This window comes from Pseudomonas sp. GW821-FHT02C04 (assembly GCF_059421845.1).
The window spans coordinates 424553-448583 of the sequence record NZ_JBWKVT010000002.1 but is presented as its reverse complement, the minus strand read 5'-3'; the positions used below and the strand labels follow the sequence as shown (position 1 = coordinate 448583).

At 60.7% G+C, this 24031-nt stretch carries 20 protein-coding genes; 8 read left to right on the top strand and 12 right to left on the bottom strand.

Going from position 1 to position 24031, the window contains the following annotated elements:
- Nucleotides 1-57 precede the first annotated feature (57 nt).
- The 4 genes from alr to AC07VV_RS10170 all read left to right on the top strand — a co-directional run bounded on the left by alr (nt 58) and on the right by AC07VV_RS10170 (nt 4427).
- Nucleotides 58-1131 carry an alanine racemase gene (gene alr / locus AC07VV_RS10185; RefSeq protein ID WP_495036327.1) on the top strand — a complete coding sequence of 358 codons (1074 nt, stop codon included), beginning with the start codon at nt 58-60 and terminating at the stop codon, nt 1129-1131.
- An 89-nt stretch (nt 1132-1220) separates the two neighbouring features.
- On the top strand, nt 1221-1769 hold the full coding sequence (locus AC07VV_RS10180; RefSeq protein ID WP_166221791.1) for a cupin domain-containing protein: 549 nt from the start codon (nt 1221-1223) through the stop codon (nt 1767-1769).
- Nucleotides 1770-1951: 182 nt separating this feature from the next.
- Nucleotides 1952-2368, top strand: coding sequence for a c-type cytochrome (locus AC07VV_RS10175; protein WP_025112727.1), 417 nt, complete (start codon nt 1952-1954; stop codon nt 2366-2368).
- A gap of 136 nt (nt 2369-2504) precedes the next feature.
- Nucleotides 2505-4427: an acetyl-CoA hydrolase/transferase C-terminal domain-containing protein gene (locus AC07VV_RS10170; RefSeq protein WP_495036144.1), complete on the top strand. Its 1923-nt coding sequence runs from the start codon at nt 2505-2507 to the stop codon at nt 4425-4427.
- A 68-nt stretch (nt 4428-4495) separates the two neighbouring features.
- Here the strand turns inward: AC07VV_RS10170 and AC07VV_RS10165 are convergent, their stop codons facing one another.
- Nucleotides 4496-5068, bottom strand: coding sequence for a xanthine phosphoribosyltransferase (locus AC07VV_RS10165; RefSeq protein ID WP_007920398.1), 573 nt, complete (start codon nt 5066-5068; stop codon nt 4496-4498).
- A gap of 57 nt (nt 5069-5125) precedes the next feature.
- Complete coding sequence (rep, locus tag AC07VV_RS10160; RefSeq protein WP_085731399.1) at nt 5126-7135, bottom strand: DNA helicase Rep; 2010 nt, start codon at nt 7133-7135, stop codon at nt 5126-5128.
- A gap of 264 nt (nt 7136-7399) precedes the next feature.
- Here rep and AC07VV_RS10155 point away from each other — a divergent pair, with 264 nt between their 5' ends.
- Nucleotides 7400-9073 (top strand): putative bifunctional diguanylate cyclase/phosphodiesterase, encoded by a 1674-nt coding sequence (locus AC07VV_RS10155; RefSeq protein ID WP_192559286.1) that lies wholly within the window; start codon nt 7400-7402, stop codon nt 9071-9073.
- A 44-nt stretch (nt 9074-9117) separates the two neighbouring features.
- Here AC07VV_RS10155 and AC07VV_RS10150 read toward each other — a convergent pair whose 3' ends face one another.
- Nucleotides 9118-10515, bottom strand: coding sequence for a NorM family multidrug efflux MATE transporter (locus AC07VV_RS10150; RefSeq protein ID WP_495036143.1), 1398 nt, complete (start codon nt 10513-10515; stop codon nt 9118-9120).
- A gap of 157 nt (nt 10516-10672) precedes the next feature.
- On the opposite strand from AC07VV_RS10150, the gene AC07VV_RS10145 reads away from it, so the two are divergent.
- Both AC07VV_RS10145 and AC07VV_RS10140 read left to right on the top strand, forming a co-directional pair.
- Nucleotides 10673-11593, top strand: coding sequence for a LysR substrate-binding domain-containing protein (locus AC07VV_RS10145; protein WP_273538012.1), 921 nt, complete (start codon nt 10673-10675; stop codon nt 11591-11593).
- A 181-nt stretch (nt 11594-11774) separates the two neighbouring features.
- Complete coding sequence (locus tag AC07VV_RS10140) at nt 11775-13751, top strand: methyl-accepting chemotaxis protein (protein ID WP_495036142.1); 1977 nt, start codon at nt 11775-11777, stop codon at nt 13749-13751.
- Nucleotides 13752-13765: 14 nt separating this feature from the next.
- On the opposite strand, the gene AC07VV_RS10135 is transcribed toward AC07VV_RS10140, so the two are convergent.
- The 9 genes from AC07VV_RS10135 to AC07VV_RS10095 all read right to left on the bottom strand — a co-directional run bounded on the left by AC07VV_RS10135 (nt 13766) and on the right by AC07VV_RS10095 (nt 23256).
- Complete coding sequence (locus AC07VV_RS10135) at nt 13766-14479, bottom strand: phosphocholine cytidylyltransferase family protein (RefSeq protein WP_495036141.1); 714 nt, start codon at nt 14477-14479, stop codon at nt 13766-13768.
- Nucleotides 14480-14498: 19 nt separating this feature from the next.
- Complete coding sequence (locus tag AC07VV_RS10130; protein ID WP_495036140.1) at nt 14499-15095, bottom strand: gamma-glutamyl-gamma-aminobutyrate hydrolase family protein; 597 nt, start codon at nt 15093-15095, stop codon at nt 14499-14501.
- Nucleotides 15092-17407, bottom strand: coding sequence for a PEP-utilizing enzyme (locus AC07VV_RS10125; RefSeq protein WP_495036139.1), 2316 nt, complete (start codon nt 17405-17407; stop codon nt 15092-15094). The genes AC07VV_RS10130 and AC07VV_RS10125 overlap by 4 nt, the downstream gene beginning before the upstream one ends.
- Before the next feature lie 6 nt (nt 17408-17413).
- Nucleotides 17414-18163 carry a class I SAM-dependent methyltransferase gene (locus AC07VV_RS10120; RefSeq protein ID WP_495036138.1) on the bottom strand — a complete coding sequence of 250 codons (750 nt, stop codon included), beginning with the start codon at nt 18161-18163 and terminating at the stop codon, nt 17414-17416.
- Nucleotides 18160-18708, bottom strand: a complete 549-nt coding sequence (locus AC07VV_RS10115) for an adenylyl-sulfate kinase (RefSeq protein WP_495036137.1) — start codon at nt 18706-18708, stop codon at nt 18160-18162. The genes AC07VV_RS10120 and AC07VV_RS10115 overlap by 4 nt, the downstream gene beginning before the upstream one ends.
- Nucleotides 18709-18782: 74 nt before the next feature.
- Nucleotides 18783-20051 carry a hypothetical protein gene (locus tag AC07VV_RS10110; RefSeq protein ID WP_495036136.1) on the bottom strand — a complete coding sequence of 423 codons (1269 nt, stop codon included), beginning with the start codon at nt 20049-20051 and terminating at the stop codon, nt 18783-18785.
- 269 nt (nt 20052-20320) lie between these two features.
- The gene (locus AC07VV_RS10105) at nt 20321-21814 is read right to left on the bottom strand and encodes a YifB family Mg chelatase-like AAA ATPase (protein ID WP_495036135.1); all 1494 of its coding nucleotides are present in this window, start codon (nt 21812-21814) and stop codon (nt 20321-20323) included.
- A 178-nt stretch (nt 21815-21992) separates the two neighbouring features.
- Complete coding sequence (locus AC07VV_RS10100) at nt 21993-22163, bottom strand: hypothetical protein (protein WP_495036134.1); 171 nt, start codon at nt 22161-22163, stop codon at nt 21993-21995.
- Between the two features lie 832 nt (nt 22164-22995).
- Entirely contained in the window at nt 22996-23256 is a 261-nt protein-coding gene (locus tag AC07VV_RS10095) for an accessory factor UbiK family protein (RefSeq protein ID WP_011336527.1), read from the bottom strand.
- 413 nt (nt 23257-23669) lie between these two features.
- Between AC07VV_RS10095 and glnK the strand changes: the two genes are divergently transcribed.
- Nucleotides 23670-24008 (top strand): P-II family nitrogen regulator, encoded by a 339-nt coding sequence (gene glnK, locus AC07VV_RS10090; protein ID WP_002555808.1) that lies wholly within the window; start codon nt 23670-23672, stop codon nt 24006-24008.
- Nucleotides 24009-24031: the final 23 nt, after the last annotated feature.

The window sequence follows — 24031 nt, the reverse complement described above, 5'->3', positions numbered from 1 at the left end:
TCACGCCGCCAGCCAGCGCCGGTTTTTATTCCCATGACCGCCAAGAAGTCTGCTGCCATGCGTCCTGCCCGTGCCCTGATCGACCTTCAAGCCCTGCGTCACAACTACCGTATCGCCCGTGAAGTCACCGGTGCCAAGGCACTCGCGGTGATCAAGGCCGATGCCTACGGCCACGGCGCAGTGCGTTGCGCCCAGGCGCTGGAGGCTGAAGCGGACGGCTTCGCGGTGGCGTGCATCGAAGAAGCCCTGGAGCTGCGTGCCGCCGGGATTCGCGCGCCGGTGCTGTTGCTTGAAGGTTTTTTCGAGGCCGATGAGCTGGCGCTGATCGTCGAGCACGACTTCTGGTGCGTGGTGCATTCGCTGTGGCAGCTCGAAGCGATCGAGCAGGCGGTGTTGAGCAAACCGATCACCGTATGGCTGAAGCTCGATTCGGGCATGCACCGCGTGGGTCTGCATCCAAAGGATTACCCGGCGGCTTACCAGCGTCTGCTGGCCAGCGGCAACGTGGCGAAAGTCGTGCTGATGAGCCACTTCGCCCGCGCCGATGAACTGCACGAGCAGAGCAGCGCCGATCAGGTCGCGGTATTTGAAGCCGCACGTCAGGGCCTGGCGGCCGAAGTCAGCCTGCGCAACTCGCCGGCGGTGCTGGGCTGGCCACAGATTCACAGCGATTGGGTGCGTCCGGGCATCATGCTTTACGGCGCCACCCCGTTCGAAGAAGCCAACGCTGTGGCCGATCGTCTGCAACCGGTGATGACGCTGGAATCGAAAGTCATCAACGTGCGCGAGCTGCCGGCCGGCGAACCGGTAGGCTATGGCGCGAAATTCATCACCGACAAACCGATGCGTATCGGCGTGGTTGCCATGGGTTACGCCGACGGTTATCCGCGTCAGGCGCCGACCGGCACGCCGGTACTGGTGGCCGGCCAGCGCAGCCGCATTCTTGGCCGGGTGTCGATGGACATGCTCTGCATCGACCTGACCGACGTGCCGGAAGCCGGCCTCGGTTCGACCGTCGAGCTGTGGGGCAAGAACATCCTCGCCAGCGACGTGGCGAAGTGGGCGGACACCATTCCATACCAGATCTTCTGCAACCTGCGTCGGGTGCCAAGGCTCTATTCCGAGGGTTGAAGCCCAGGCTGGGCCCAAGTGTTGTAAATACTGAACGCTGTCGCCATGATAACGCTCAATATTTCTACAACACTCAGGAGGCCCAAGCCTTGGACGTCGGTGAACGACTGCAATCGATCCGCAAGCTCAAAGGGCTTTCCCAGCGTGAACTCGCCAAGCGCGCGGGCGTCACCAACAGCACCATTTCGATGATCGAAAAGAACAGCGTCAGCCCTTCGATCAGTTCGCTGAGGAAGGTGCTGGGCGGGATTCCCATGTCCATGGTCGAGTTCTTTTCCGAAGAAATCCTCCAGGAAAAACCGACCCAGATCGTCTACAAGGCCAACGAGCTGATCGACATTTCCGACGGCGCCGTGACCATGAAACTGGTCGGCCGCGCGCACCCGAGTCGTGCCATCGCGTTCCTCAATGAAATCTACCCGCCGGGCGCCGACACCGGCGAAGAAATGCTCACCCACGAAGGCGAGGAAACCGGGATTCTGGTGGAAGGGCGTCTGGAGCTGGTGGTGGGCCTTGAAACTTTTATCCTCGAAGCCGGCGACAGCTACTACTTTGAAAGTACCAAGCCGCATCGTTTCCGTAATCCGTTCGACTTGCCTGCGCGACTAATCAGCGCAGCCACGCCGGCGAATTTTTAAATCGAGAGACGCCAGGCCAGTGCGGCAAAGGTGTCCGAACTGTTTGACCGATGCGCAACAAGACCCCTTTAACTTTGGGGTTGTTTCAGTGTGGCGGGCTAACCGCTATACTTGCGCCCGCCTGCGAACCGTGGCCGCAGGCGTGAATAGCCACCATTGAGGGTGAACGCGTGAACCTAATTATGAAAATGCTGGCTGCACCAGCAACCGTACTGGCCCTCTGGGCTGTCAGCGCTCAAGCTGCGACGAATGACGACATTGCCAAACGCCTCGAGCCTGTCGGCCAGGTGTGTGTTCAAGGGCAAGAGTGCAAGGGGATGGAAGTCGCTGCTTCGGCAGGCGGCGGTGGCGGCGCCAAGACGCCGGACGAAGTGATTGCCAAACATTGCAACGCTTGCCACGGCACCGGCCTGCTGGGCGCACCGAAAATCGGTGACGCGGCAGCCTGGAAAGACCGGGCGGATCACCAGGGCGGCCTCGACGGCCTGCTGGCCAAAGCCATCACCGGCCTGAACTCGATGCCTCCGAAAGGCACCTGCGCCGACTGCTCGGATGACGAGCTGAAGGGCGCTATCCAGAAGATGTCCGGCCTGAAATAAGCCGCGCTTCTGACGAAAAAAACCGTCTTCGGACGGTTTTTTTGTGCCTGAGATTCAGGCCCGAGGCTGTTCATTGCAGCAAACAACCGGCAATCTCGGTCGTACCCCTATTCACGGAACGGGCAGGAGGCTTCAGATGGTGCAGCTGTGTTCGATCGAACAGGCAGTGGACGACGTACTGGCACGGTTGCCGGCGCACATCCACATGGGCCTGCCGCTGGGGTTGGGCAAACCCAATCTCTTCGTCAATGCGCTGTACCGGCGTATTGCCGGATTACCCGAACGGCAGCTGACGATCTACACCGCCTTGTGTCTCGGCCGCCCGGCGTTGGGCGATGGTTTGCAGAAGCGCTTCATCGAGCCCTTCGTCGAACGGGTCTTCGGCGACTATCCGGAGCTGGATTTCCTCGCCGAGCTACACCGCGACAGCCTGCCGTCCAACATCCGCATCGAGCAATTCTTCATGCAGCCCGGCAGCCTGCTCAACAGCGCGCCGGCCCAGCAGGATTACGTCAGCAGCAACTACAGCCACGCCGCCCGCGACATCAACGCCGCCGGCCTGAACCTGGTGGCGCAGTTGCTCGCCAGCAGCAGCGAACATCCTGATCGCCTGAGCCTGAGCTGCAACCCGGACATCACCCTCGACCTGTTCCCGATGATCGCCAAACGCCGGGCGGCGGGGGAGACCGTTCTGCTGGTCGGCCAGGTGCACACCGAGTTGCCGTACATGCCGGGCGACGCCGAAGTCGATATCGACACCTTCGACCTGCTGATCGACGAGAAGGACAGCAGCACGCTGTTTTCGACGCCGAACATGCCCGTCGGCTTTCAGGACCACTTCATCGGTTTGCATGCCAGTACATTGGTACGCGACGGCGGCACCTTGCAGATCGGCATCGGCTCGATGGGCGATGCGCTGACCGCCGCACTGCTGGCGCGTCAGGCCGACAATGTCGGCTATCGGGAGTTGCTGGCCGATGTGAATCTCAGCCAGTGGGCGCAGTTGATCGAACGCGAGGGCGGCATCGAGCCGTTCGCCAAAGGCCTGTACGGTTGCAGCGAAATGTTCGTCAACGGCCTGCTGGTGCTGGCGGACGCCGGGATCATCCGGCGCAAGGTCTACCCGGACGTGCAGACCCAGGAGCAGGCCAACGCAGGCACCCTCGACGAGGCGGCGCAAACCGACGGCATTTCAGTGCACGGCGGCTTCTTCCTCGGGCCGCGCAGTTTCTATGAGCGCTTGCGTGAGCTGCCCCACAGCAAACGTCTTGAATTCAACATGACCCGCATCAGCTACATCAACGAGCTGTACGGTCAGGAAGAACTCAAACGCTTGCAGCGCCTTGATGCACGATTCATCAACACCGCGTTCACCATGACTTTGCTCGGTGCCGGGGTGTCCGATCAGCTACAGGATGGCCGGGTGCTCAGCGGCGTCGGCGGTCAATACAATTTCGTTGCCCAGGGCCATGCGCTGCACGATGCGCGTTCGGTTCTGCTGCTGCGCAGCTGGCGCGAGTCCGGTGGTGACGTCAGTTCGAACATTGTCTGGGAATATGGCCACTGCACGATTCCACGGCACCTTCGGGATATCGTGGTCACCGAGTACGGCATCGCCGATCTGCGCGGCAAGTCGGATGCGGTGGTGATCGAAGCGCTGCTCAATATCAGTGACTCGCGTTTTCAGCAGGGTCTGATCGAGCAGGCACAGAAGGTCGGCAAACTGCCGAAGGATTTCCGCCTCGATCCACGCTTTACCGACAACACCCCGCAACGCTTGCAGGCGATTGCCGCGCGGCATCCGAACCTGTTTCCGGAGTATCCGCTGGGGTGCGATTTCAATGAGGTCGAGAAGGATTTGCTGCGGGCGCTGAACTGGCTGAAGAGCAAGTTCAAGCTGACCGAGATTCTGGAACTGGGCAAGGCAGCGCTGGACGCGCCGGAGGCTTCGCTGTATCCGGAGCATCTGGCGCGCATGCAGCTCACCGACCCGGAAGGCCTGAAGGAAGATCTGTTTCAGCGGTTGTTGCTCACTGGCCTGAAGGCCACCGCGCAATAACTGTCCACCCCAAAATAACTGTGGGAGCCAGCAAACTGGCTCCCACAGAAGTCCTGCGGTGTTGCGGGTTACTCGATGAAAGTCACCACGCCATCCTTCAGCGATTTCACGCGAGCCAGCGACTCGACGCGGTAACCCTGCGAATCCAGCTCCGCACGGCCGCCCTGGAACGACTTCTCGATCACGATGCCCAGACCCGCGACCGTTGCGCCGGCCTGCTTGATGATCGAGATCAGCGCCTGGGACGCCTTACCGTTGGCCAGGAAGTCGTCGATGATCAGCACGCGGTCGCTGCTGGTCAGGTGGCGCGGGGAGATGGCCACGGTGCTTTCGGTCTTCTTGGTGAACGAGTAAACGGTCGCCGACAGCAGGTTTTCAGTCAGGGTCAGGGACTGTTGCTTGCGGGCGAAGATCACCGGCACGCCGAGGTTCAGACCGGTCATGATCGCCGGGGCGATGCCCGACGCTTCGATGGTGACGATCTTGGTGATGCCGGAATCCTTGAACAGCGAGGCGAATTCGTCGCCGATCAGCTTCATCAGGGCCGGGTCGATCTGGTGGTTCAGGAAGGCGTCGACCTTCAGGACCTGGTCGGAAAGCACGATGCCTTGTTCGCGGATTTTCTGGTGCAATGCTTCCATGAAGCTGTCCTCATTTGGCGCTTTGTGCGCCGAAGGTCTAGTAAAAAGTGGTCAATTCTAGCGCTTTAACATCGCGCGTATATCAGCCAATGCGCTATTGCCCCGCACGGCTTTGACTTCGGTCGGTGTGTCGTCGTTGCCTTCCCAGGCCAGGTCGTCCGGCGGCAGCTCATCGAGGAAGCGGCTTGGCGCGCAATCGATGATCTCGCCGTACTGTTTACGCTTGGCGGCGAAGGTGAACGCCAGGGTCTGGCGTGCGCGGGTGATGCCCACGTAGGCCAGGCGGCGCTCTTCTTCGATGGTGTCGGCTTCGATGCTGGAGCGGTGCGGGAGGATTTCCTCTTCCATGCCCATGATGAACACGTAAGGGAATTCCAGGCCCTTGGACGCATGCAGGGTCATCATCTGCACGCCTTCGGCGCCGTCTTCCTCTTCCTGCTGACGTTCCAGCATGTCACGCAGGACGAGTTTGCCGATGGCGTCCTCGACGGTCATTTCGCCGTCTTCGTCTTTTTCCAGGGTGTTCTTCAAGGCTTCGATCAGGAACCAGACGTTGCTCATCCGGTAGTCCGCAGCCTTGTCGCTGGAGCTGTTGGTGCGCAGCCAGTTCTCGTAGTCGATGTCCATGACCATGCTGCGCAGCGCCGAGATCGGGTCTTCGCCGGCGCACTGCTCGCGCACCTTGTCCATGAAGCGCTTGAAGCGCGACAGGCGATCGGTGAAGCGGCTGTCCAGATGCTCGCCCAGACCGAGTTCGTCGGTGGCGGCGTACATCGAGATCTTGCGTTCGGTGGCGTAGTTGCCGAGTTTTTCCAGGGTCGTCGAGCCGATTTCCCGGCGCGGCACGTTGATCACGCGCAGGAAGGCGTTGTCGTCGTCCGGGTTCACGATCAGGCGGAAGTAGGCCATCAGGTCTTTTACTTCCTGGCGACCGAAGAAGCTGTTGCCGCCGCTCAAGCGGTACGGCACCTGATGGTGCTGCAGTTTCAGCTCGATCAGCTTGGCCTGGTAGTTGCCGCGATAGAGGATCGCGAAATCACTGTACGGGCGATCGGTGCGCAAGTGCAGGCTGAGGATCTCCATCGCCACGCGCTCGGCCTCGGCGTCCTCGTTGCGGCAGCGGATCACGCGGATCTCGTCGCCGTGGCCCATCTCACTCCACAGCTGCTTTTCGAATTCGTGGGGGTTGTTCGAGATCAGTACGTTGGCGCAGCGCAGGATGCGGCTGGTGGAGCGGTAGTTCTGCTCCAGCATCACCACTTTCAGGGACGGATAGTCGTCCTTGAGCAGCATCAGGTTTTCCGGCCGCGCGCCGCGCCAGGCGTAGATCGACTGGTCGTCGTCGCCCACCACGGTGAACTGGTTGCGTTTGCCGATAAGCATTTTCACCAGCAGGTACTGGCTGGCGTTGGTGTCCTGGTATTCGTCGACCAGCAGGTAACGCACCTTGTTCTGCCACTTTTCGAGGATGTCGGCGTGCTCTTCAAAGAGCTTCACCGGCAGCAGGATCAGGTCGTCGAAGTCCACTGCGTTGAACGCCTTGAGCGTGCGCTGGTAGTGGGTGTAGACGATGGCAGCGGTCTGTTCCTTGGGGTTGCGGGCGTTTTCCAGGGCTTCGGCCGGCAGGATCAGGTCGTTTTTCCAGGCGCCGATCATGTTCTTGATCTCGTCGACGCCGTCGTCGCCCGCGTATTCCTTCTGCATGATGTCGGTCATCAGCGACTTGACGTCGGTTTCGTCGAAGATCGAGAAACCGGGTTTGTAGCCCAGCCGTTCATGTTCCTTGCGGATGATGTTCAGGCCCAGGTTGTGGAAGGTGCAGACCGTCAGGCCACGACCTTCGCCGGCACGCAGCAGGGTGCCGACCCGTTCCTTCATCTCGCGCGCGGCCTTGTTGGTGAAGGTCATGGCGACGATGTACTGGGCACGGATGCCGCAGTTCTGGATCAGGTGCGCAATCTTGCGCGTGATCACGCTGGTCTTGCCGGAGCCAGCACCGGCGAGCACCAATAGAGGGCCGCCGACGTAGTTCACGGCTTCTTGCTGCCGGGGATTGAGTCGGGACATACGAAAATTCGGGAGTCGTTGACGAAATGGGCCGGCATTTTAACAGGCTCAGCGATTTGTGCTGCTCTCTCCGACTTGTGACGCAGCACGCGATTCAAATTTGCCGGTTTTGTTACTTTCACGCAGGATGCGCGGTGATTTTGCGGCTAATGTTCTCATTCGTGACACAAAATAACGTTTTGATAACCGTTGTCATTTGGTCATTGGTTGGCAGAACGGCATAATGCCCGCCGCCCACATCATTGCAGAGTCTAGGGAGTCAGCTTGACTACGCCTGTCGAACCCTTGCGTTTGCTGCTACTGGCCGAAGAGCCAGCGTGGACAGCGTTATTGCGCGAGTGTCTGGCTCCGTTGGGGAGTGCGGCGGTGCTGATCAGCGCGCCGAGCTGGGAGTCGGTCAGCAGTCTGTTCGAAGACAACCGCCATGCGGTGTTGTTGACCGTTCCTGCTTTGCAGCCGGTGCCCGGCCGGTGCAATCTGCCGACGGTGCTGCTGCTGGAGCACGAACCGGCGACCGCGCCCGACGGCGTCAGTGACTGGCTGGTGTTCGATGCCCTCGATGCCGGCATGCTTCGCCGTTGCCTGCGCCATGTGCGCGAACGCGGCGTGCTGGAAAACACCCTGCAACGCCTGGCCGAACAGGATCCCTTGACCGGCATCGCCAACCGTCAGGGTTTCCAGACCCTGCTCACGGCTCGGCTGGCCGAAAACGACGGTCGCGGCCTGGCCCTCGGGCACCTCGATCTCGACAACTTTCGTCACGCCAACGACGCCCTCGGCCATCAGGCCGGCGACCGCCTGATCCTGCAAGTCGTCGCACGGCTGAAAAGCCAGCTGGAGGCCGGCGATCAACTGGCGCGCCTGGGCAGCGACGAATTCGCCCTGCTGATCGACACCCGCCGCGCCCCGCAACGGGCCGAATGGATGGCCGAACGCATCACCGAAGCCTTGGCCGAACCTTACTGGGTCGATGGCGAAAGCCTGCTGATCGGTTCCAGCCTCGGTATCGCCCATGCCCGCGCCCAGGGCGGCGCCGATCCGTTGATGTGGCACGCACACATCGCCATGCAACAGGCCAAGAGCACGCAAGGCTGCACTTTTCACATCTTCAACGAGCGGATCAACCGCAATGCGCGAAGCATGGCCGACCTCGAAAGCGAGCTGCGCCGGGCCTTGCGTCGCGATGAACTGGAGCTGCATTACCAGCCGCGTCTGAACATGCAGGACGGCCAGATTGTCGGCCTCGAAGCGCTGGTGCGCTGGCGTCACAGTGAGCGCGGCTTGCTGCCACCGAGCGAATTCGTGCCGCTGGCCGAGCAGAGCGGTCTGATCGTGCCGCTGGGTTACTGGGTGATTTCCCGGGCTCTGCGTGACATGCAGGCCTTGCGCGAACGCGGATTGCCGGCGCTGCACATGGCGATCAACCTGTCGTTCCGCCAGTTCCAGGACAGCCAGTTGCTGCCGACGCTCAGTCGTCTGATCGCCGAGCGCGGTGTCGAGGCGCAGTGGCTGGAATTCGAACTCACCGAAACCGCCGTGATGCGCCGCAGCGACTTGGTCAAACAGACCATGGACGCCCTCGGCCGCCTCGGCGTGCGCTTCTCGCTGGATGATTTCGGCACCGGGTTCTCGTCGTTCGTGCACCTCAACAGCCTGCCGATCACCTTGCTGAAGATCGACAAGAGCTTTGTCGGCGGCATGGAGCAGCGCGAAGAGAACCGCAAACTAGTGCACGCGATGATCAACCTCGCGCACAACCTGCACCTGGAAGTGGTGGCCGAAGGGGTGGAAACCCCGGAGCAGATGGAGTTGCTGCGCGGGTTCGGCTGCGATCAGGTGCAGGGGTATCTGATCAGCAAGCCGTTGCCGTTGGCGGAGCTGGTTGAATACCTGACCTTCGATGCGAGTCAGCAGCCGCCGCTGGAAATCGTGGTTTAACCACAGAACCCTGTGGGACCAAGCCTGCCCCCACAGGGAAACACCTATTCAGGCTGGGCGACTGCGAACGGCTTCGAGGGTGCAGGCTCCAGGCGAATCATCCGCTTCATTTTCCATTCGAACGCCAGCGTCAGGCTGATCGCCGCGCAGGCCAGGCCCAGCGCCAGCCCCCACCAAACGCCGGTCGGTCCCCAGTGCAGATGGAACGCCATCAGCCACGCCGCCGGCGCGCCGATCAGCCAGTAGCAACCGAGCCCGACCAGAAACGTGGTTTTGGCATCCTTCAGCCCACGAATACAGCCCATCGCAATCGTCTGGGTGCCGTCAAACAGTTCGAACCACGCTGCGACTGCCAGCAGGCTCACGGCCAGGCGGATGACCTCGGCAAACGCCGGATCGTTGTGATCGAGGAACAACCCGACCAGCTGATTCGGCAGCAACCAGAACACCATCGCAAACCCCAGCATCACCACCGCACCGAAGACGATGCCGACCCGCCCGGACATCCGCGCATCGTTCAATTGCCCGGCGCCGTAATGCTGGCCGACGCGCATGGTGATCGCATACGACATCCCCGCTGGCACCATGAACGCCACCGAGACGATTTGCAGGGCAATCTGGTGCGCTGCCAGTTGCGTACTGCCCATGGTGCCCATGCACAGCGCCGCGAAGGCGAACAACCCGACTTCCACCGCGTAGGTGCCGCCAATCGGCAGACCCAGGCGCCAGAGTTCTTTCAGGTACTGCCGGTTTGGCCGCGACAGGCCCTCGCGTAGCGGGTAAGCGTTATAGGCCGGATGTCGACGGATATGCCACGCCAGCGCCAGTGCCATGCAGTTGGCAACAATCGCCGTGACCAGGCCGATACCGGTCAGCCCCAGTTTCGGCAGGCCGAACATGCCGGTGATCAGCGCGTAATTGAGCAGGAAGTTGGCCACGGTGCCGGCGAGGCTGATGACCATCACCGGTGTCGCCCGGCCGATGGCGCTGGTGAAGCCGCGCAGGGCCATGAAGCTCAGGTAGCCGGGCAGGGCAAACGGCAGCGCGATCAGAAACTGCCCGGCCGCGTTGACGTTGGTCTCGGTCTGGCCGAACAGCAACAGCACCGGTTTCAGATTCCACAGCAGCAGCCCGGCACCGAGCGCCATCAGCCACGCCAGCCACAACCCGGCCTGGGTCAGCTTGGCGGCGCCAATGATGTCGCCGGCGCCCTGACGGATCGCGACCAAGGTGCCGACCGCCGCGATCACGCCGATGCAGAAGATCGACACGAACGAATAGCTCGCCGCGCCCAGACCGCCACCGGCCAGCGCTTCGGGGCTGAGGCGGGCCATCATCAGGGTGTCGGTCAGCACCATCAGCATGTGTGCCAACTGCGAGGCAATCAACGGCCCCGCCAGCCGCAGGATGGCCCAGAGTTCGGTACGCACAGGACGCTGCATGGTGTTCACATCCGTATAAAGAGGGAGCAAGAGACCGTCGATTCTCAGGGTTTGGCGCGGCTTGCACAAAGGGATAAAAAGGATGGGTGGCATGATTAAAACTCATCCAGGAGCAATTCTGCTAAGTTGGCGCAATCCCGCCATTGGAGCGCTGTACATGTCCCGTCGCCTTCCACCCTTGTATGCCCTGCGCGCATTCGAAGCGGCGGCACGCCACAGTTCGTTCACCCGCGCTGCCGAAGAACTGTCGATCACTCAAAGTGCGGTCAGCCGGCATATCCGCACGCTCGAAGAGCACTTCGCCTGTCGGCTGTTCCATCGCAGCGGACGCAATTTGCAACTGACCGAATCGGCGCGCTTGCTGCTGCCGGGCATCCGCGAGGGGTTCGCCGCGCTGGAGCGGGCCTGCAATACCTTGCGCGCCGAAGATGACATCCTGCGCATGAAGGCCCCGTCGACCCTGACCATGCGCTGGCTGCTGGCGCGGCTCAGTCGCTTCCGCCATTTGCAGCCGGGCAATGAAGTGCAACTGACCAGTGCCTGGATGGATGTGGATTCGGTGGACTTCAACAACGAACCCTTCGATTGCGCGGTGCTGCTGAGCGACGGGCATTTTCCGCCGGACTGGGAGGCCAGCCTGCTGTTCCCGGAAGAGCTGATTCCGGTCGGCGCCCCGAGCCTTTTGCACGACCAGCCCTGGGATGTGGCGCGACTGGCCAGCGCCGAATTGCTGCACCCGACGCCGGATCGCCGCGACTGGCGCAGTTGGCTGGAGCACATGGGACTGTCGGATCAGGTATCGCTCAAGGGTGGGCAAGTGTTCGATACCCTGGAACTGGGGATGATCGCGGCGGCCCGGGGGTATGGCGTGTCGATGGGCGATTTGCTGATGGTGGCCGAAGATGTCGCGCAAGGGCGTTTGAGTCTGCCGTGGCCGACGGCGGTTGCCAGCGGGCTGAATTATTACCTGGTGTGGCCAAAGACCCGTCCGGGAGGTGAACGTTTACGCCGGCTCAGCGACTTCCTGCAAGGCGAAGTCCACGCCATGGTGCTGCCGCCGGTCACGCGCTTGAGCTGAAACGTTCGAGCCGCCACAATGCCGGCCTTCGGCCATAACCCCGCTGCGTACTCAAGTATTCGGTTTTACCGCCGAATACGTGCAAGTGGGACCGTCGTGCCGGTTCCAGGCTTCACCCCCATTATTAGAATTTTCCGAGCCGCGATCAGGGAGGATCCGCAGACTCGGCCAGGAGCTGTCCATGTCTCAACCTCGCGCCCGGATCGCCTCGCAGCTGGGCCTCGCGCTCGCCGTGATACTGGCGGTTGTCATCAGTGGCAGTACGGTGTTCGCCCTGCGTTCGCTGGATACCGCCAACCTCGCCACCCGTGAAGAACACCTGGCCAGCGAGGCACGTCTGCTCGCCGACCAGTTGAGCACTTTCCACGGCACGCTGCGTGAAAGCACCCAGCGCCTGAGCGGGTTGTTCGAGAAGCGCTTCAGCGCGGGCCTGAGCATTCACCCGAGCGAGCCGGTCAGTGTGGCGGGCACCCAGACCCCGGGCCTGCACCTGGGCAGCGAAGTGTTGAACAACAACTTCAAGGAAGTGGACGAATTCAAGCAGATGACGGCGGGCGTTGCCACGCTGTTCGTGCGCAGCGGCGAAGACTTCGTGCGGGTCAGTACCTCGCTGACCAAACAGGACGGCACTCGCGCCATCGGCACCTTGCTGGATCACGCTCACCCGGCCTACGCAAAGTTGATGGCGGGCCAGGGCTACGTCGGCCGCGCGCTGCTGTTTGATCGTTCCTATATGACTCAGTACACCCCGGTGCGTGACAGCAGCGGCAAGGTGATCGCGGTGTTGTTCGTCGGCTTCGATTACACCGACGCGCAAAACGCCCAGTTCGACAACCTCAAGCGTTTCCGCATCGGCCAGAGCGGTTCCCTGGCGCTGCTGGATGAGCAGAACAAGTGGCTGGTTGCGCCAGCGGGCGTGCAGGCGCCGGATCAAGCGGTCCCGGTGGTCAACGGTCTGGCGAAGACGCCTGGCAAGGGCCGGTTCTGGAGCGACAAGTCCGAAGACTTCTACAGCATCGCCGTACCGTTCGACGGTGGACCGTGGTCGGTGGTGGCGAGCATGCCGAAATCCGAGATCCGCGAAGTGACCTGGAGCGTTGGCATCCAGTTGGCCATCGGCAGCCTGCTGGCGATGCTGATTGCGGTCGGTTCGGCGGTGTGGCTGCTGCGCAGCAAACTGCAACCGCTGGGTGATCTGGTGCGTCAGGCCGAAGCCTTGGGTGCCGGCGATCTGAGCGTGCGCCTGAACGTGTCGAGCAACGATGAAATCGGTCAGTTGGCCCGTGCCTTCAACCAGATGAGCCAGGCGCTGTCGACCATGGTCGAGCACATCCGCCGCGCTTCGGAAGAGGTCAACAGCCGTGCGCAGGCGCTGTCCGGTCTGTCCGGCGGCGCGTATGAAGGCATGGAGCAGCAGTCCGGCGAGATCACCAGCATGGCGGGTGCGGTTGAAGAGTTCTCCGCCACCTCGCTGAACATTGCCGACAACATGGGCAACACCCAGCGTCTGGCCCAGGAAAATGCGCAGCAGACTCAGATCGGTCGCAGCTCGATGGAAGAAGCGTCGTCCTCGCTGGAGCAGATTGCCGGCGCGCTGAACACCACGGCAACCGTGATCAACACGCTCGGTCAGCGCTCCCAGGAAATCGGCGGCATCGTCAGCGTGATCACCTCGATTGCCGAACAGACCAACCTGCTGGCGCTCAACGCGGCCATCGAAGCCGCCCGTGCCGGTGAACAAGGTCGCGGCTTTGCCGTGGTGGCTGATGAAGTGCGCAATCTGGCGTCGCGTACTCGTCAGGCGACTGACGAGATCTCCGGGATGATCCACAGCATCCAGCAGGAAACCGGCAACGCCATCAGCACCATGGAACAGGGCAATGTGCTGATGCAGGAAGGCCTGTCGCGTAACGCCAACGTCGCGTCGGCGCTGGCGCGGATCGATGAGCAGAGCCGTTCGGCGGGTCAGCAGTTCGCGGCGATCACCACCGCGACTCAGGAGCAGAGCAGCACCGCGACGTTGTTGAGCAGCAATCTGCAGAGCATTGCGATGGCCAACAGCGAGCAGCGTGAAGTGGTGTCGAACCTGGCAATCACCGCCAAGGAGCTGGAAGGCCTGGCAGCCGACCTGCGCCAAGAGGTCGACCGCTTCCGCTGAGGCGACGTACCTGCTTACTGGTACGCGGAGAGGTCTTCGCTGGAGTCGACCTCTCCCCATTCTCCCGTGTAAGCAACGGCTTCGACGGGAACCTGGCCAGCATCGATGACGCGCTGCAGCGTGTTGGTCATGTGCATCTTGTCGCGTTGTTCCGGGGTCAGCTCGGCTCGTAGCCGAACGACCTCTGCCCAGCCCTCGGGGGTGAAGCGCAGCAGTCCCATGTATTGGCCCTGAACTTCGTCCACCGATTGCGGCTTGTTGCCGATTTCCGCCAGCGTGCCGGCGTCGGTCAGGCGGAAGGTTTCGGCATCCAGCAGCGGATCGCCGAAACGTTGCGTCCACAGTTCCAGCCAGTTGGGGTCATAGGTCACCGCCAGTGACGCCGTGTTGGCCATCAACGACTGAACGGCCGCCGGGCTGTAGAAAATATCGGAATAACTCACGATGCACGGCTGCCCCTGCAGCCACGATTCGGCGCAGGCCAGTGACGACACCATGTTGGTGTCCGCCCAGCGCGGGTTGTGAAACTCGATCAGGCCACGGTTGGCCAGCAACTCACGCTTGTAGCCGGTGACCACGGCGATTTCACTGATACCGGCCGCGCGCAGGGACTCCAACTGCCATTCGAGCAAGGGTTTGCCTCGCAATTCGACCAGGCACTTGGGGCGCTCATCCGTGAGGCTTTTCATGCGACTGCCACGTCCGGCAGCCAGAATAATGGCTTTCACAACACGTCTATCCCGTGGGTTATTGAGAGGAGTGGGGTTCGCCGAACAACTGCCGGATTCGCTGAAGATCGTGGAAGGCAAAATCCGCTTCACGTTCCGGGTGCCACATCCAGCCTTCCCACGGCAGCTGAAGGTGGCGGACGGCTTCGATTTCCCCGTCTTCGCTACGGGCCATGACTTCAAACCCCTGCGGGCAACTGGCAAGAGCGAGGCCGTGATAGCTGTTCACTTCGGCGACGATCCGGCCGGACAACTGATGCCGGGTTCGCACATGACCGGTGACCGGTTTCAGCTCGCCGCCGGACCAGTGCGCCAGCATCTGCATGCCGCGACAAATGCCCAGCACTGGCAACTGACGCGCGCGCGCGTGATCCAGTAACTCGCTTTCGGTACGGTCGCGGGCCGGGCACTGACCGATGTCATTGCCCCCCGACAGCACAATGGCGTGTGGCACGACAGCCGCCAGCCAGTGATCGAGCGGCAAACCGTTGGGCACCGGCACCGGGACAAAACCGGCTGCCAGAAGGAAACCGATCAGTCGCTGATCCAGCGCATCACGGGTTTCTCCGCGTTCCGGATGACTGTCCACTCGCTGACTGACGGCGACAACCTTCATGTCATCATCTCCACCCGGCGGCCCGGGCAATCCAGGTGCAGGAAATCTGCGGTTGACCAGCGCCGGTAAAGCACTTCCCCCGCACCAATGACGGCCGGCAAGCCCAGCTCGCCGGCACGGATCGCCATGTGCGAATTGGCACCGCCCCACGCTGTGATCAATCCGGCAATCGGGTAGGCGAACAGCCAGTCGAACCCCGGATCCGCGTTGGGAATGCAGACGATCGCCCCGGCGAGTTTGTCCCGGTCGTCGCACAGCACAACCGGCGCGGTCACGCGTTTCTGGGTGATGAAATTGGGCGCCGTTTCCGGCCACTCGAAACTCCAGACATCTTCCGGTCGGGTGATCACCGGCGGCAGGGAGACCTTGAGCGTCTCGGCATAGCGCGCCTTGCCCTGTTCGATGCTGCGCAGCAGCACCTCTTTCGGATCCGCTGCCGCCACGTGCAGTTCGGTGAAGGCGCGGATATCGCAATAGGCCAGGTCTTCGCGACCGATACCGTGCTCGGCACCGACTTGCGCAATCAACGCCAGCGCGTCGGAGAGATTGCGGGTGAAGTGAAACTTGGCCAGTTCCCGCAGTTCGATACCGTTCTGCAGGAAGTCCAGCAAACCGACCGGATCGGGCTGCAAGCCATGGGCTTCGAGCAGTTTCACGATCTCGCGCATCTGTGGCAGTGTCAGCGAAAACGGTTGAAGCGGTTCCGGAGCGGCCGGACGTTGAGTCCAGTCGAAATAAAGCTCCGGCGCTTCATCGTAGCGGGGTGAAAGGATGTCGTAGGTGCCCGGTCGCAGATGCCCGTAACGCGCCAGGAAAGTCGTCTTGTCGAGCGTCGCCCGGTCGCGTGCCAATTGCCCGCTGACGGTGGAAACACCGGCCATGAACGCATCGTAGTCTGCCTGCGAAAACACGCCCACGGACACCAGCGACCTGAGCATCTGCACGGCGACGAAGCCGGCGCGCGCCAGACCGGCGAAGGGCAGGGTGCCGTAGCGTTTCGCATCTTCCAGCAGCCAGTAAATGCGCTCCAGCGGATCGGCATCGGAAGCCAGCAACTCATCGCGGCGGGCATTGAGCACATCGAGTTTGTTGGCATCGCTGCGCCACAGACCGTCCTTGGGGTGGACGATACGGTTGGTCAGCTTGCGCAGACTGGTGCTGATCGCGTCCAGCTCGTGGGGCTGGAAGCCTGCATCGGCGAGGCGTTCCAGTTGTTGCGACAGATCCAGGGTGTAGCACGAGAACACGATCTCGAACTCAACCTTGTCGTGGAGTGTCGGTTCCGCCAGCAACCGATCGATGTAGTAGTCGACCAGCCGCCCGGCCAGATCTTCATCAAGGTCTGCCGGAATGAAGGAGTTGAACGACAAGCGCACATCGATATAGGGCAGACCGAAAAAATGCGGCATCAGCGGAAAGCTGCGCAAGTTGCGGTAGCCGTAGTTGTGACGCTGGTACGCCCAAATGGAGTCGGTCACCAGGTCCCGGTACAGCGAGAGTGCCAACGGCTTGGGCCGGATACCGATGATCTCGGCCGGGTTCCAGTCAGGCATCACGCCATAGACCGTGCGCTGGCCGATCAGGAATGGATGTGGACGCATGCCGCGCGCCACTTTGCGCTGAATGCTTTCCAGACGGGCCGATTGCTCTGCATCGGATTCCGGACGGGAAGGCAGAATCAGCGGCCGGGCCTGTAACAGCCAGAGCACTTCGCCTTCGGTTTCACGGGTGACTGCAAACTCGCAGTCGACAGGCTCGCCGCCGAACAGCTCCAGCAACTCTTCGAGCAAGCCGACCACAGGCTCGAGCGCTGCTGGCGCTGAAACCTTGCTGTGGGCCGCCTGCTGCCAGAGCCGACCGCCCATGCCACCGGTCACCGAGGCCGTGTCGCTGCCTTCCGACCAGTTCACCACCCGATACGGCGCGCAGGTGTTGGGGTCATGTGAAAACGCCACGCCGGAGCGCAGCACATTCCCCAGCATGGGCTGGACCAGTATCTCGTCCGACGGATACACCTCGCCATAACTGGCGATGACCTGTTCAACCGCCGAGGCCAGCCCGGTGTCGTCGACATCCGGGATCGACAGGAAGGCGCCCGCGAAGGACGCCTGGGCGCTGTCTTCACGTCCGCAGCTGGAACGCACGATCCAGGGCGCGGCAGGCAGCCGTCCCTGGACAGCCTGGACACAGGCTTGCCGATCCCGTTGCCAGTCCGCCACGGTGAATGCCAGCAGCGGCGCAATGCGGGCCGACACGAGTCGTCCTTGCAGGCGGGACAGAGTGCCGGCCTTGGTAGAGAAATGCAGGGCCATCAGGTGTTATCTCAGCTGAGCGACCCAAATGTTCGTCGAGTACGGAATCTGGATCGAAGGCGTCTGCAGGCCTTTCAGGTAGTCGTCGATGGCGCTGATCACTTCATGGAAGTTCGCACCGGCCTGACGCTCCAGCGTGGCGTGGGAGCGCCAGGCTTCCAGGCATTCTTCGATGCTCTGCTCGTGAATGACACGGGCGTCCAGGTGTACGACCGGGCCGAACAGTTCGCTGGCGTCGATCACAGCCGTCTGGTCTTCGCGACGGGTGCCGTAGCCATAACCCGGTACGCGCTCCTTGATGATGGCTTCGATCCGGGCCTGGATCGGGTCTTCGAGATTGCGGTGGTTCCACATGCAGGCGAACCAGCCACGAGGCTTGAGAATGCGCGCGGTTTCTTTCAGGGCCTGCTGGCGGTCGCAGACGTTGAACGAGCTGCCGAAGGTGACCATGTCGAACGCCTGGGTCGCCTGACCGGTCACTTCGCCGGTGCCTTCGTGCCATTTGACATTGGTCAGCTCGGCGGTGCGCTTGATGCCGTTGGCGCGCATCGCATCGTTGGGCTCCACGGCGGTGACGTCCAGGCCACGAGCGGCCAGCATCAGCGTCAGGTGAGCAACGCCAGCACCCACGTCGCAGAACTTGTCACCCTGTTCGGCACCTGCGATCGAGAGCATCGCGTCGATGGCGGCATCGGCGTAGTCAGGACGCTTCAGATAGGCGTCGGCCAGGGTGGTGTAATCCCATTCGGTTTTCATACCAGATTCCTTGTATAAATTTTATTGAGTAAATCGTCTGCCAGGCTTTGCCCGGAGCGCAGGGGGTCGAATTCAACCAGCCAGTCCGCCGCTTGTGGTTCATCAATGGGCAGATCAAGTCCGGCAACGTTGTTCAGTTCACCGGCATGAAACCGACGGTAAATGCCCTTGGGATCCCGGCGGCTGAGTTCCTCTACCGGTACTTTCAGGTAAACCTCGAAATAACCGGGCAGATGGGCGCGGTTCCACGCATGAACTTCACGAAACAGCGAGATCGTCGCGATCACCACGGTGTGGCCTTGCGCCGCGATCATCCTGCAGAGATGGGCGTATTGCATGGCCAGCGCGAGTCGACCTTCACGGCCATGGTTCTGCGAGTTGGCAGCGGTGGCGCCGAACACCTCGCGCAGCTCATCGCCATCGAGCATCACAACCGATTGGCCATCGCTGCGCAGACGGGCAACGAGCTCACCGGCCAGCGTTGATTTGCCGGCGCCTGAGAGGCCCGTAATCCATATCACCTGCGCGTGAGGGTCACATTTCATAGCGTTCTGACCAGTGTTCCGTGTGGGTAAATGGCGTTGAATCTTGCGGCAGGTTCAACGCGCTTTATCTGTGTTCAGTCACGTTCTTTGATATTGCCAAAGGAGTCGATGGTTAACTGGCAGAACATCGAGTCATGCTTGTTTTCGATCAAGTCATGAAACACATCCTGCGGTAATGGCAAGTTGCGGTACTGCGTTTCGTAGAACTTCTTGTATATAAAATAGTTGTCGTCGGGGGACATCAGACTGAAACCCAGTGCCAGCTCTTTTAGTTCGTCGCCGTTTTTGGCGATGGGCAGCAGGTTATTCATCTGTTGCAACCAGGCGTCGACAATCGGATTGCATTCATCGGACGTCGGAACGTAATAGATTGGCAGCTTGCACGAGTTGAGCATGAACGAAACACCACCGGTCGAGGCATCGGTAATGATGGTGTCGCACTGCTGGTAGAAAACCGTGCTGCTGGTGCCCGGCTCGTCTATGGTGATCCAGTCATACACAGAGAGCTGTTTGCACAGGTCCTTCAGGGTTGGATGCTCGAGGTCGGCCATGTACGGACGCAGGATGAACCGGGCATGTGCAATCTGTGACCTGACGGCATTGATCACGGTTTGCAGGTTTTCGTACAGCGACGCGCCACTTGGGCAAATGCCCAATTGGGTCGGCAGCAGCCCGACAACGTAGTCCCCCGACGCCTTGTTCGACACCGGAGCGGACTCGAAGAACCGGGGGACCTTGATTGGCAACGTCGCGACCGGACTTGTCTTGCGCATGTCGGTGCGCAATGCGATGCCATCGGCAATCAGGGATTTCAGGGCTTTTCTGTCGGGTCTGTAGCGTTGCAGGCCGGTTTTGATCAGGTCAAAACCTGATCGGGATGAAGCAATGACCACGTCCCAATAGGACGTCAGTTCGGCGTAGTAATACTTGTCCTTGGTCGGCATTCCGATATTGCCGTGGGTCATGAAGATGCCAAAGTTCGAATCGTCGAGCAGGCGGCCAACCCAGGCGTCGTTTGAAATGACGATTTGTGATTCCAGGTTCGAAATCTCTTCTACGCCTACCTGCTGAACCGGGTAGTCGAGGATTTCTTCTGCCTCTTGCCGGCTCAGCCCCGTCTTGTCTGTTTGCAGGACGATGCAGTTGTAGGTGTTGCGCAGGGCATTGAGCGCAGGGATCAGGTATTCGAGGTATGTTTTGCCGCCACGGGTGACATTGCTGATCAGGTAGACGTTTTTCATTATTGACTGGTACTTATAAAATTTGCCGTGGCAAAACAAAGTTGGATCAGCTGGTGCGCGTGGACAATTGATTGATTGATATTGTCTTGGCGCGTTCGCCATTGAAATCTGTCATCGGCAGTTGTTTTAAGTCTGCCGTCTCATGACGATTTTAATTGATCAAGTATATTGCGCCCGGTGGGCTGAAGAGATCTTTTCCATGATGTGCCGCCTCCATTTTATATTGCTTTAAAGTTTGAACCTTTAACTAAAAGCTCTGGTGCCTGATGAAGAGCGCCGTCGTTATATCACATCTTGGCTAATGGCTATCAGCGTGCGCGGACTTTATTTTCAGCCGGCGCAGACCACTTGCAAACAGCCTGTCCATACCGTCATTGCGTCGCTGGGCGATACTGAAGCGCTTCGGCCAGATGTTCGCGGGAGATGGCATCAACCTTCTCTATATCGGCCAGTGTCCGTGCAACCTTGAGCAACCGATGCGCCGAACGCAGTGAAAGTGTCAGTCGTTCGCATGCAGACTCCAGCCAGTGTTCATCGGTGGTGGATAACTTGCAGTGTCTGCGCAACCCCGGCAGATCCAGAAACGCATTGGCGCAGCCTTGACGCTTTTGCTGTCGCTCCCGAGCTTCGGCGACCTGAACTGCTGCACTGGCGCTGTCCTCGCCGGGTTTGATTGCCGGGTTCAATGCAGTGGCTTCCCGTGCAACGGTCAGGTGCAGGTCGATCCGGTCGAGCAGCGGCCCCGACAGCTTGTTGCGATAACGCTGCACCATGTCCGGGGTGCACGAGCAACGCCCCGTTGGCTCGCCAAGATATCCACAGGGGCACGGGTTCATCGCCGCGACCAGTTGAAAACGTGCGGGGAAGCGCACGCGATCCTTTGCGCGTGCGATGACGATATGCCCGGACTCCAGGGGTTCGCGCAGAACCTCCAGCACCTTGCGATCAAACTCCGGCAGTTCGTCGAGAAACAGCACACCGTGGTGGGCGAGGGTGATTTCGCCAGGCTGAGGTTTTGAGCTGCCACCGACCAGTGCCGGCCCGGAGGCCGAATGGTGCGGTTGGCGAAAGGGCCGTTGCGGCCAATGGGTGAGCGGGGCGCCACTGGCGACCGACTGAATCGCAGCCACTTCCAGCGCCTCACTCTCGGCCAGAGGCGGAAGCAACCCCGGCAATCGACTGGCCAGCAACGTCTTGCCCGTTCCCGGTGGCCCGCTGAGCAGCAGGTTATGCGCGCCCGCCGCCGCTATCAGCAGCGCCCGCTTGGCGGCCAGTTGACCCTGAACTTCATTCAGGTCGGGATAGGGCCTGGCGGCATGGATCAACCCGTCCGAAACATAAGGTTCGATCGGCGTATGCCCATTGAAATGCGCCACCGCCTCCAGCAGATGATCCACCGCGATCACCTTCAGCCCTGATGCCAGGCACGCTTCCTCGGCATTCGCCCGCGGAACCATCAGCGTCCGACCGGCCTTGCGCGCCGCCAGTGCTGCGGGCAACACACCGCGTACCGGCCGCACGGCACCGGACAACGCCAGTTCACCCAGGCATTCCACGTCATCCAGCGTCAATGTCGGCACTTGCACGCTCGCCGACAGAATCCCCAGCGCAATCGCCAGATCGAACCGCCCGCCATCCTTGGGCAAATCCGCCGGGGCCAGATTCAACGTGATCCGCCGCGCCGGAAACTGCAGCCCGGAATTGATGATCGCGCTGCGCACCCGATCCTTGCTCTCCTTCACTGCTGCCTCCGGCAACCCGACCATGGTCAGCGAGGGCAAACCATTGGCCAGGTGGACTTCGACGGTGACGGCGGGAGCATCCACGCCAATCTGGGCGCGACTGTGGACGATGGCGAGGGACATGGGCATTCCTTGGGTTGAATCGGGGGCCGCTTCCTGCGGGTTTTTTAAGGGTAGCCGGGGAGGACGGTGTTGAAGAGGCAATTGCCTGGGCAAAGCTTCACTGGATGTTGCCGGAATCGAAATGACTAATCTTCAGGCGTAAAAAAACCGCCAACTAGACGGTCTCTTAATGCGGGATTCAGGTTCCGCCACCGGCGAGCCAGCCATCAGGCTCCAATTCTTTGCCATAGGTCGCGGCGACCTTCAAAAAGTGCCGCTGACTGGCATAAATCGTATCGGCCAAACTGGGCGCTTCTGCACGAAGCCAGGATGCGAGTAATGGCTGTTTTTTCTGCTTCTTCTGTTTCATAGGCACCTCTCGTGTCTGTGTTCTGTTTGGATCAGGCCGCAGAAGGTAGCGAAGGCAGGGATACTCACGTAATCAGGTGTGGGGGACAGTCCTTGTAGGACGGTACTTACGTGAGCGAAGGACGTTGGTGTGGGCGGATTGAGGTGTGACACGGCTTGGGGGCTAAACAGTTGCTGTGACTATTCCTCAGAAAACCGATTGTCGCAGCTATCTCGAGGCGAAAAAAAACCGCCTTGAGGAGACGGTTTTCAGTTGCAGGCTTCAGTGAGGCCAAGGCCTGCGCATCCTTAGTGGACACACTCACGTTCGCTGAGAGTATGCAGGTTTGCTCCTTGATGCAAGCGTCAAAGTCACTTGGCGCTCATCAGGACATGACGTGCCAGATATGCCGGGAAAACATGCTTAATGGCTTGATACAACTTGTTTAAATGCATTCTCAAGGACTGCAATACCATCCGCTACGACGATGCCCACTCATGGAGTGTCCGTAAAGTGTGGCCGGGAGCGTAAAGATTTCATGTTCCTCGACACGGTGTGAGACCCGTGCCGGTGCTGTTTTGGGGGACCCACACCCGGCCGCCTTGGTGGACACACTCACGTGTAGTCCCGAAGGTGTTCGTATGCCGGAAAGAGCATCGGAGGTTTGGCCCCACGCAAGGAGGGCCAAAATATGTCTAAGTTTCTTAAACATATGTGGCGCCTCGTCAGGATCGCGCTATGGGCTTTTCGCCTGTACGAGATTCTGCGAGACCGTTGGAATAATTCGCTGTAGGAATTGAACCGACGGAAACCGTTCCTGCCTCGGCAGGAGCGGTTTTAGCTTTCGTAACATTCACTCAGCCGGCGGCGTCAGCTTCGCTTCCAGCTCAGCCACCTTCGCCTCAAGGCTCTCAAGCCGAGCGCGAGTGCGCGCCAGCACCACCATCTGACTATCAAACTCTTCGCGGCTCACCAGGTCCAGTTTGCTGAAGGCGCTTTGCAGCAGCATCTTGAACTGGCTTTCGATTTCGGCTTTTGGCAAGGGCGTGTCGCCGCTGAACAGGCGGGAGGCGGTGCCGCTCAGGGCGTCGAGGAAGTCTTTGGGCGCGAGCATGGGATATGTCCTGGAAACAATGGCCGGCAGTGTATCACGCAGTGTCTATAGTCATTTGCGTTGGCCGGGATGCACGCTTTTCGCGCAAAAGGACGAACGGCTGCGCACCGTTGTTGTGCGTATCCCGTGTGCCATTTCGGTGATGGCATCTTCGGCAGCGGCCAAGGGATTGAAATCAGGGGATTTTGGCGAGATGGCAAGCTTTCTGCTTAGTCGGTAGTGACCCATGCACTGATGCAGTCGCTGTGACGAATGCAGTGCGGCAGGCGGAGCGGGGAGTTTCGTCAGCAGCGGTTAGCTGGCGTCAGTCGGGCAGGTAAGGCCGACGATGCGTTACAAAGCCAGGCACTGCGCTTAGACTTGAGTCGGGTTTGTTTTCCTGGGGCAAGTCCACCAATTCGGGAGAGAGTTTCATGAAGCTAGTCACTGCCATCATCAAGCCGTTCAAGTTGGACGACGTGCGCGAGTCGCTGTCCGAAATCGGCGTGCAGGGCATTACCGTTACTGAAGTCAAAGGCTTCGGGCGGCAGAAGGGTCACACCGAGCTGTATCGCGGCGCGGAGTACGTGGTCGATTTTCTGCCCAAGGTGAAAATCGACGTTGCCATCGACGACAAGGATCTGGATCGGGTTATCGAGGCGATAACCAAGGCTGCCAACACCGGCAAGATCGGTGACGGCAAGATCTTCGTGGTCAATCTGGAACAGGCGATTCGCATCCGTACCGGCGAAACCGATACCGACGCGATCTAAACGCCGCCACAAACCCAACGCCC

Coding starts and splice junctions, on each gene's coding strand:
- rep (WP_085731399.1), bottom strand. CDS start 7,135: ATGTCCCGACTCAATCCCCGGCAGCAAGAAGCCGTGAACTACGTCGGC.
- AC07VV_RS10110 (WP_495036136.1), bottom strand. CDS start 20,051: ATGGCGAACGCGCCAAGACAATATCAATCAATCAATTGTCCACGCGCA.
- AC07VV_RS10095 (WP_011336527.1), bottom strand. CDS start 23,256: ATGCTCGCGCCCAAAGACTTCCTCGACGCCCTGAGCGGCACCGCCTCC.
- alr (WP_495036327.1), top strand. CDS start 58: ATGCGTCCTGCCCGTGCCCTGATCGACCTTCAAGCCCTGCGTCACAAC.
- AC07VV_RS10150 (WP_495036143.1), bottom strand. CDS start 10,515: ATGCAGCGTCCTGTGCGTACCGAACTCTGGGCCATCCTGCGGCTGGCG.
- AC07VV_RS10140 (WP_495036142.1), top strand. CDS start 11,775: ATGTCTCAACCTCGCGCCCGGATCGCCTCGCAGCTGGGCCTCGCGCTC.
- glnK (WP_002555808.1), top strand. CDS start 23,670: ATGAAGCTAGTCACTGCCATCATCAAGCCGTTCAAGTTGGACGACGTG.
- AC07VV_RS10145 (WP_273538012.1), top strand. CDS start 10,673: ATGTCCCGTCGCCTTCCACCCTTGTATGCCCTGCGCGCATTCGAAGCG.
- AC07VV_RS10170 (WP_495036144.1), top strand. CDS start 2,505: ATGGTGCAGCTGTGTTCGATCGAACAGGCAGTGGACGACGTACTGGCA.
- AC07VV_RS10115 (WP_495036137.1), bottom strand. CDS start 18,708: ATGAAATGTGACCCTCACGCGCAGGTGATATGGATTACGGGCCTCTCA.
- AC07VV_RS10165 (WP_007920398.1), bottom strand. CDS start 5,068: ATGGAAGCATTGCACCAGAAAATCCGCGAACAAGGCATCGTGCTTTCC.
- AC07VV_RS10130 (WP_495036140.1), bottom strand. CDS start 15,095: ATGAAGGTTGTCGCCGTCAGTCAGCGAGTGGACAGTCATCCGGAACGC.
- AC07VV_RS10120 (WP_495036138.1), bottom strand. CDS start 18,163: ATGAAAACCGAATGGGATTACACCACCCTGGCCGACGCCTATCTGAAG.
- AC07VV_RS10125 (WP_495036139.1), bottom strand. CDS start 17,407: ATGGCCCTGCATTTCTCTACCAAGGCCGGCACTCTGTCCCGCCTGCAA.
- AC07VV_RS10100 (WP_495036134.1), bottom strand. CDS start 22,163: ATGAAACAGAAGAAGCAGAAAAAACAGCCATTACTCGCATCCTGGCTT.
- AC07VV_RS10175 (WP_025112727.1), top strand. CDS start 1,952: ATGAAAATGCTGGCTGCACCAGCAACCGTACTGGCCCTCTGGGCTGTC.
- AC07VV_RS10105 (WP_495036135.1), bottom strand. CDS start 21,814: ATGTCCCTCGCCATCGTCCACAGTCGCGCCCAGATTGGCGTGGATGCT.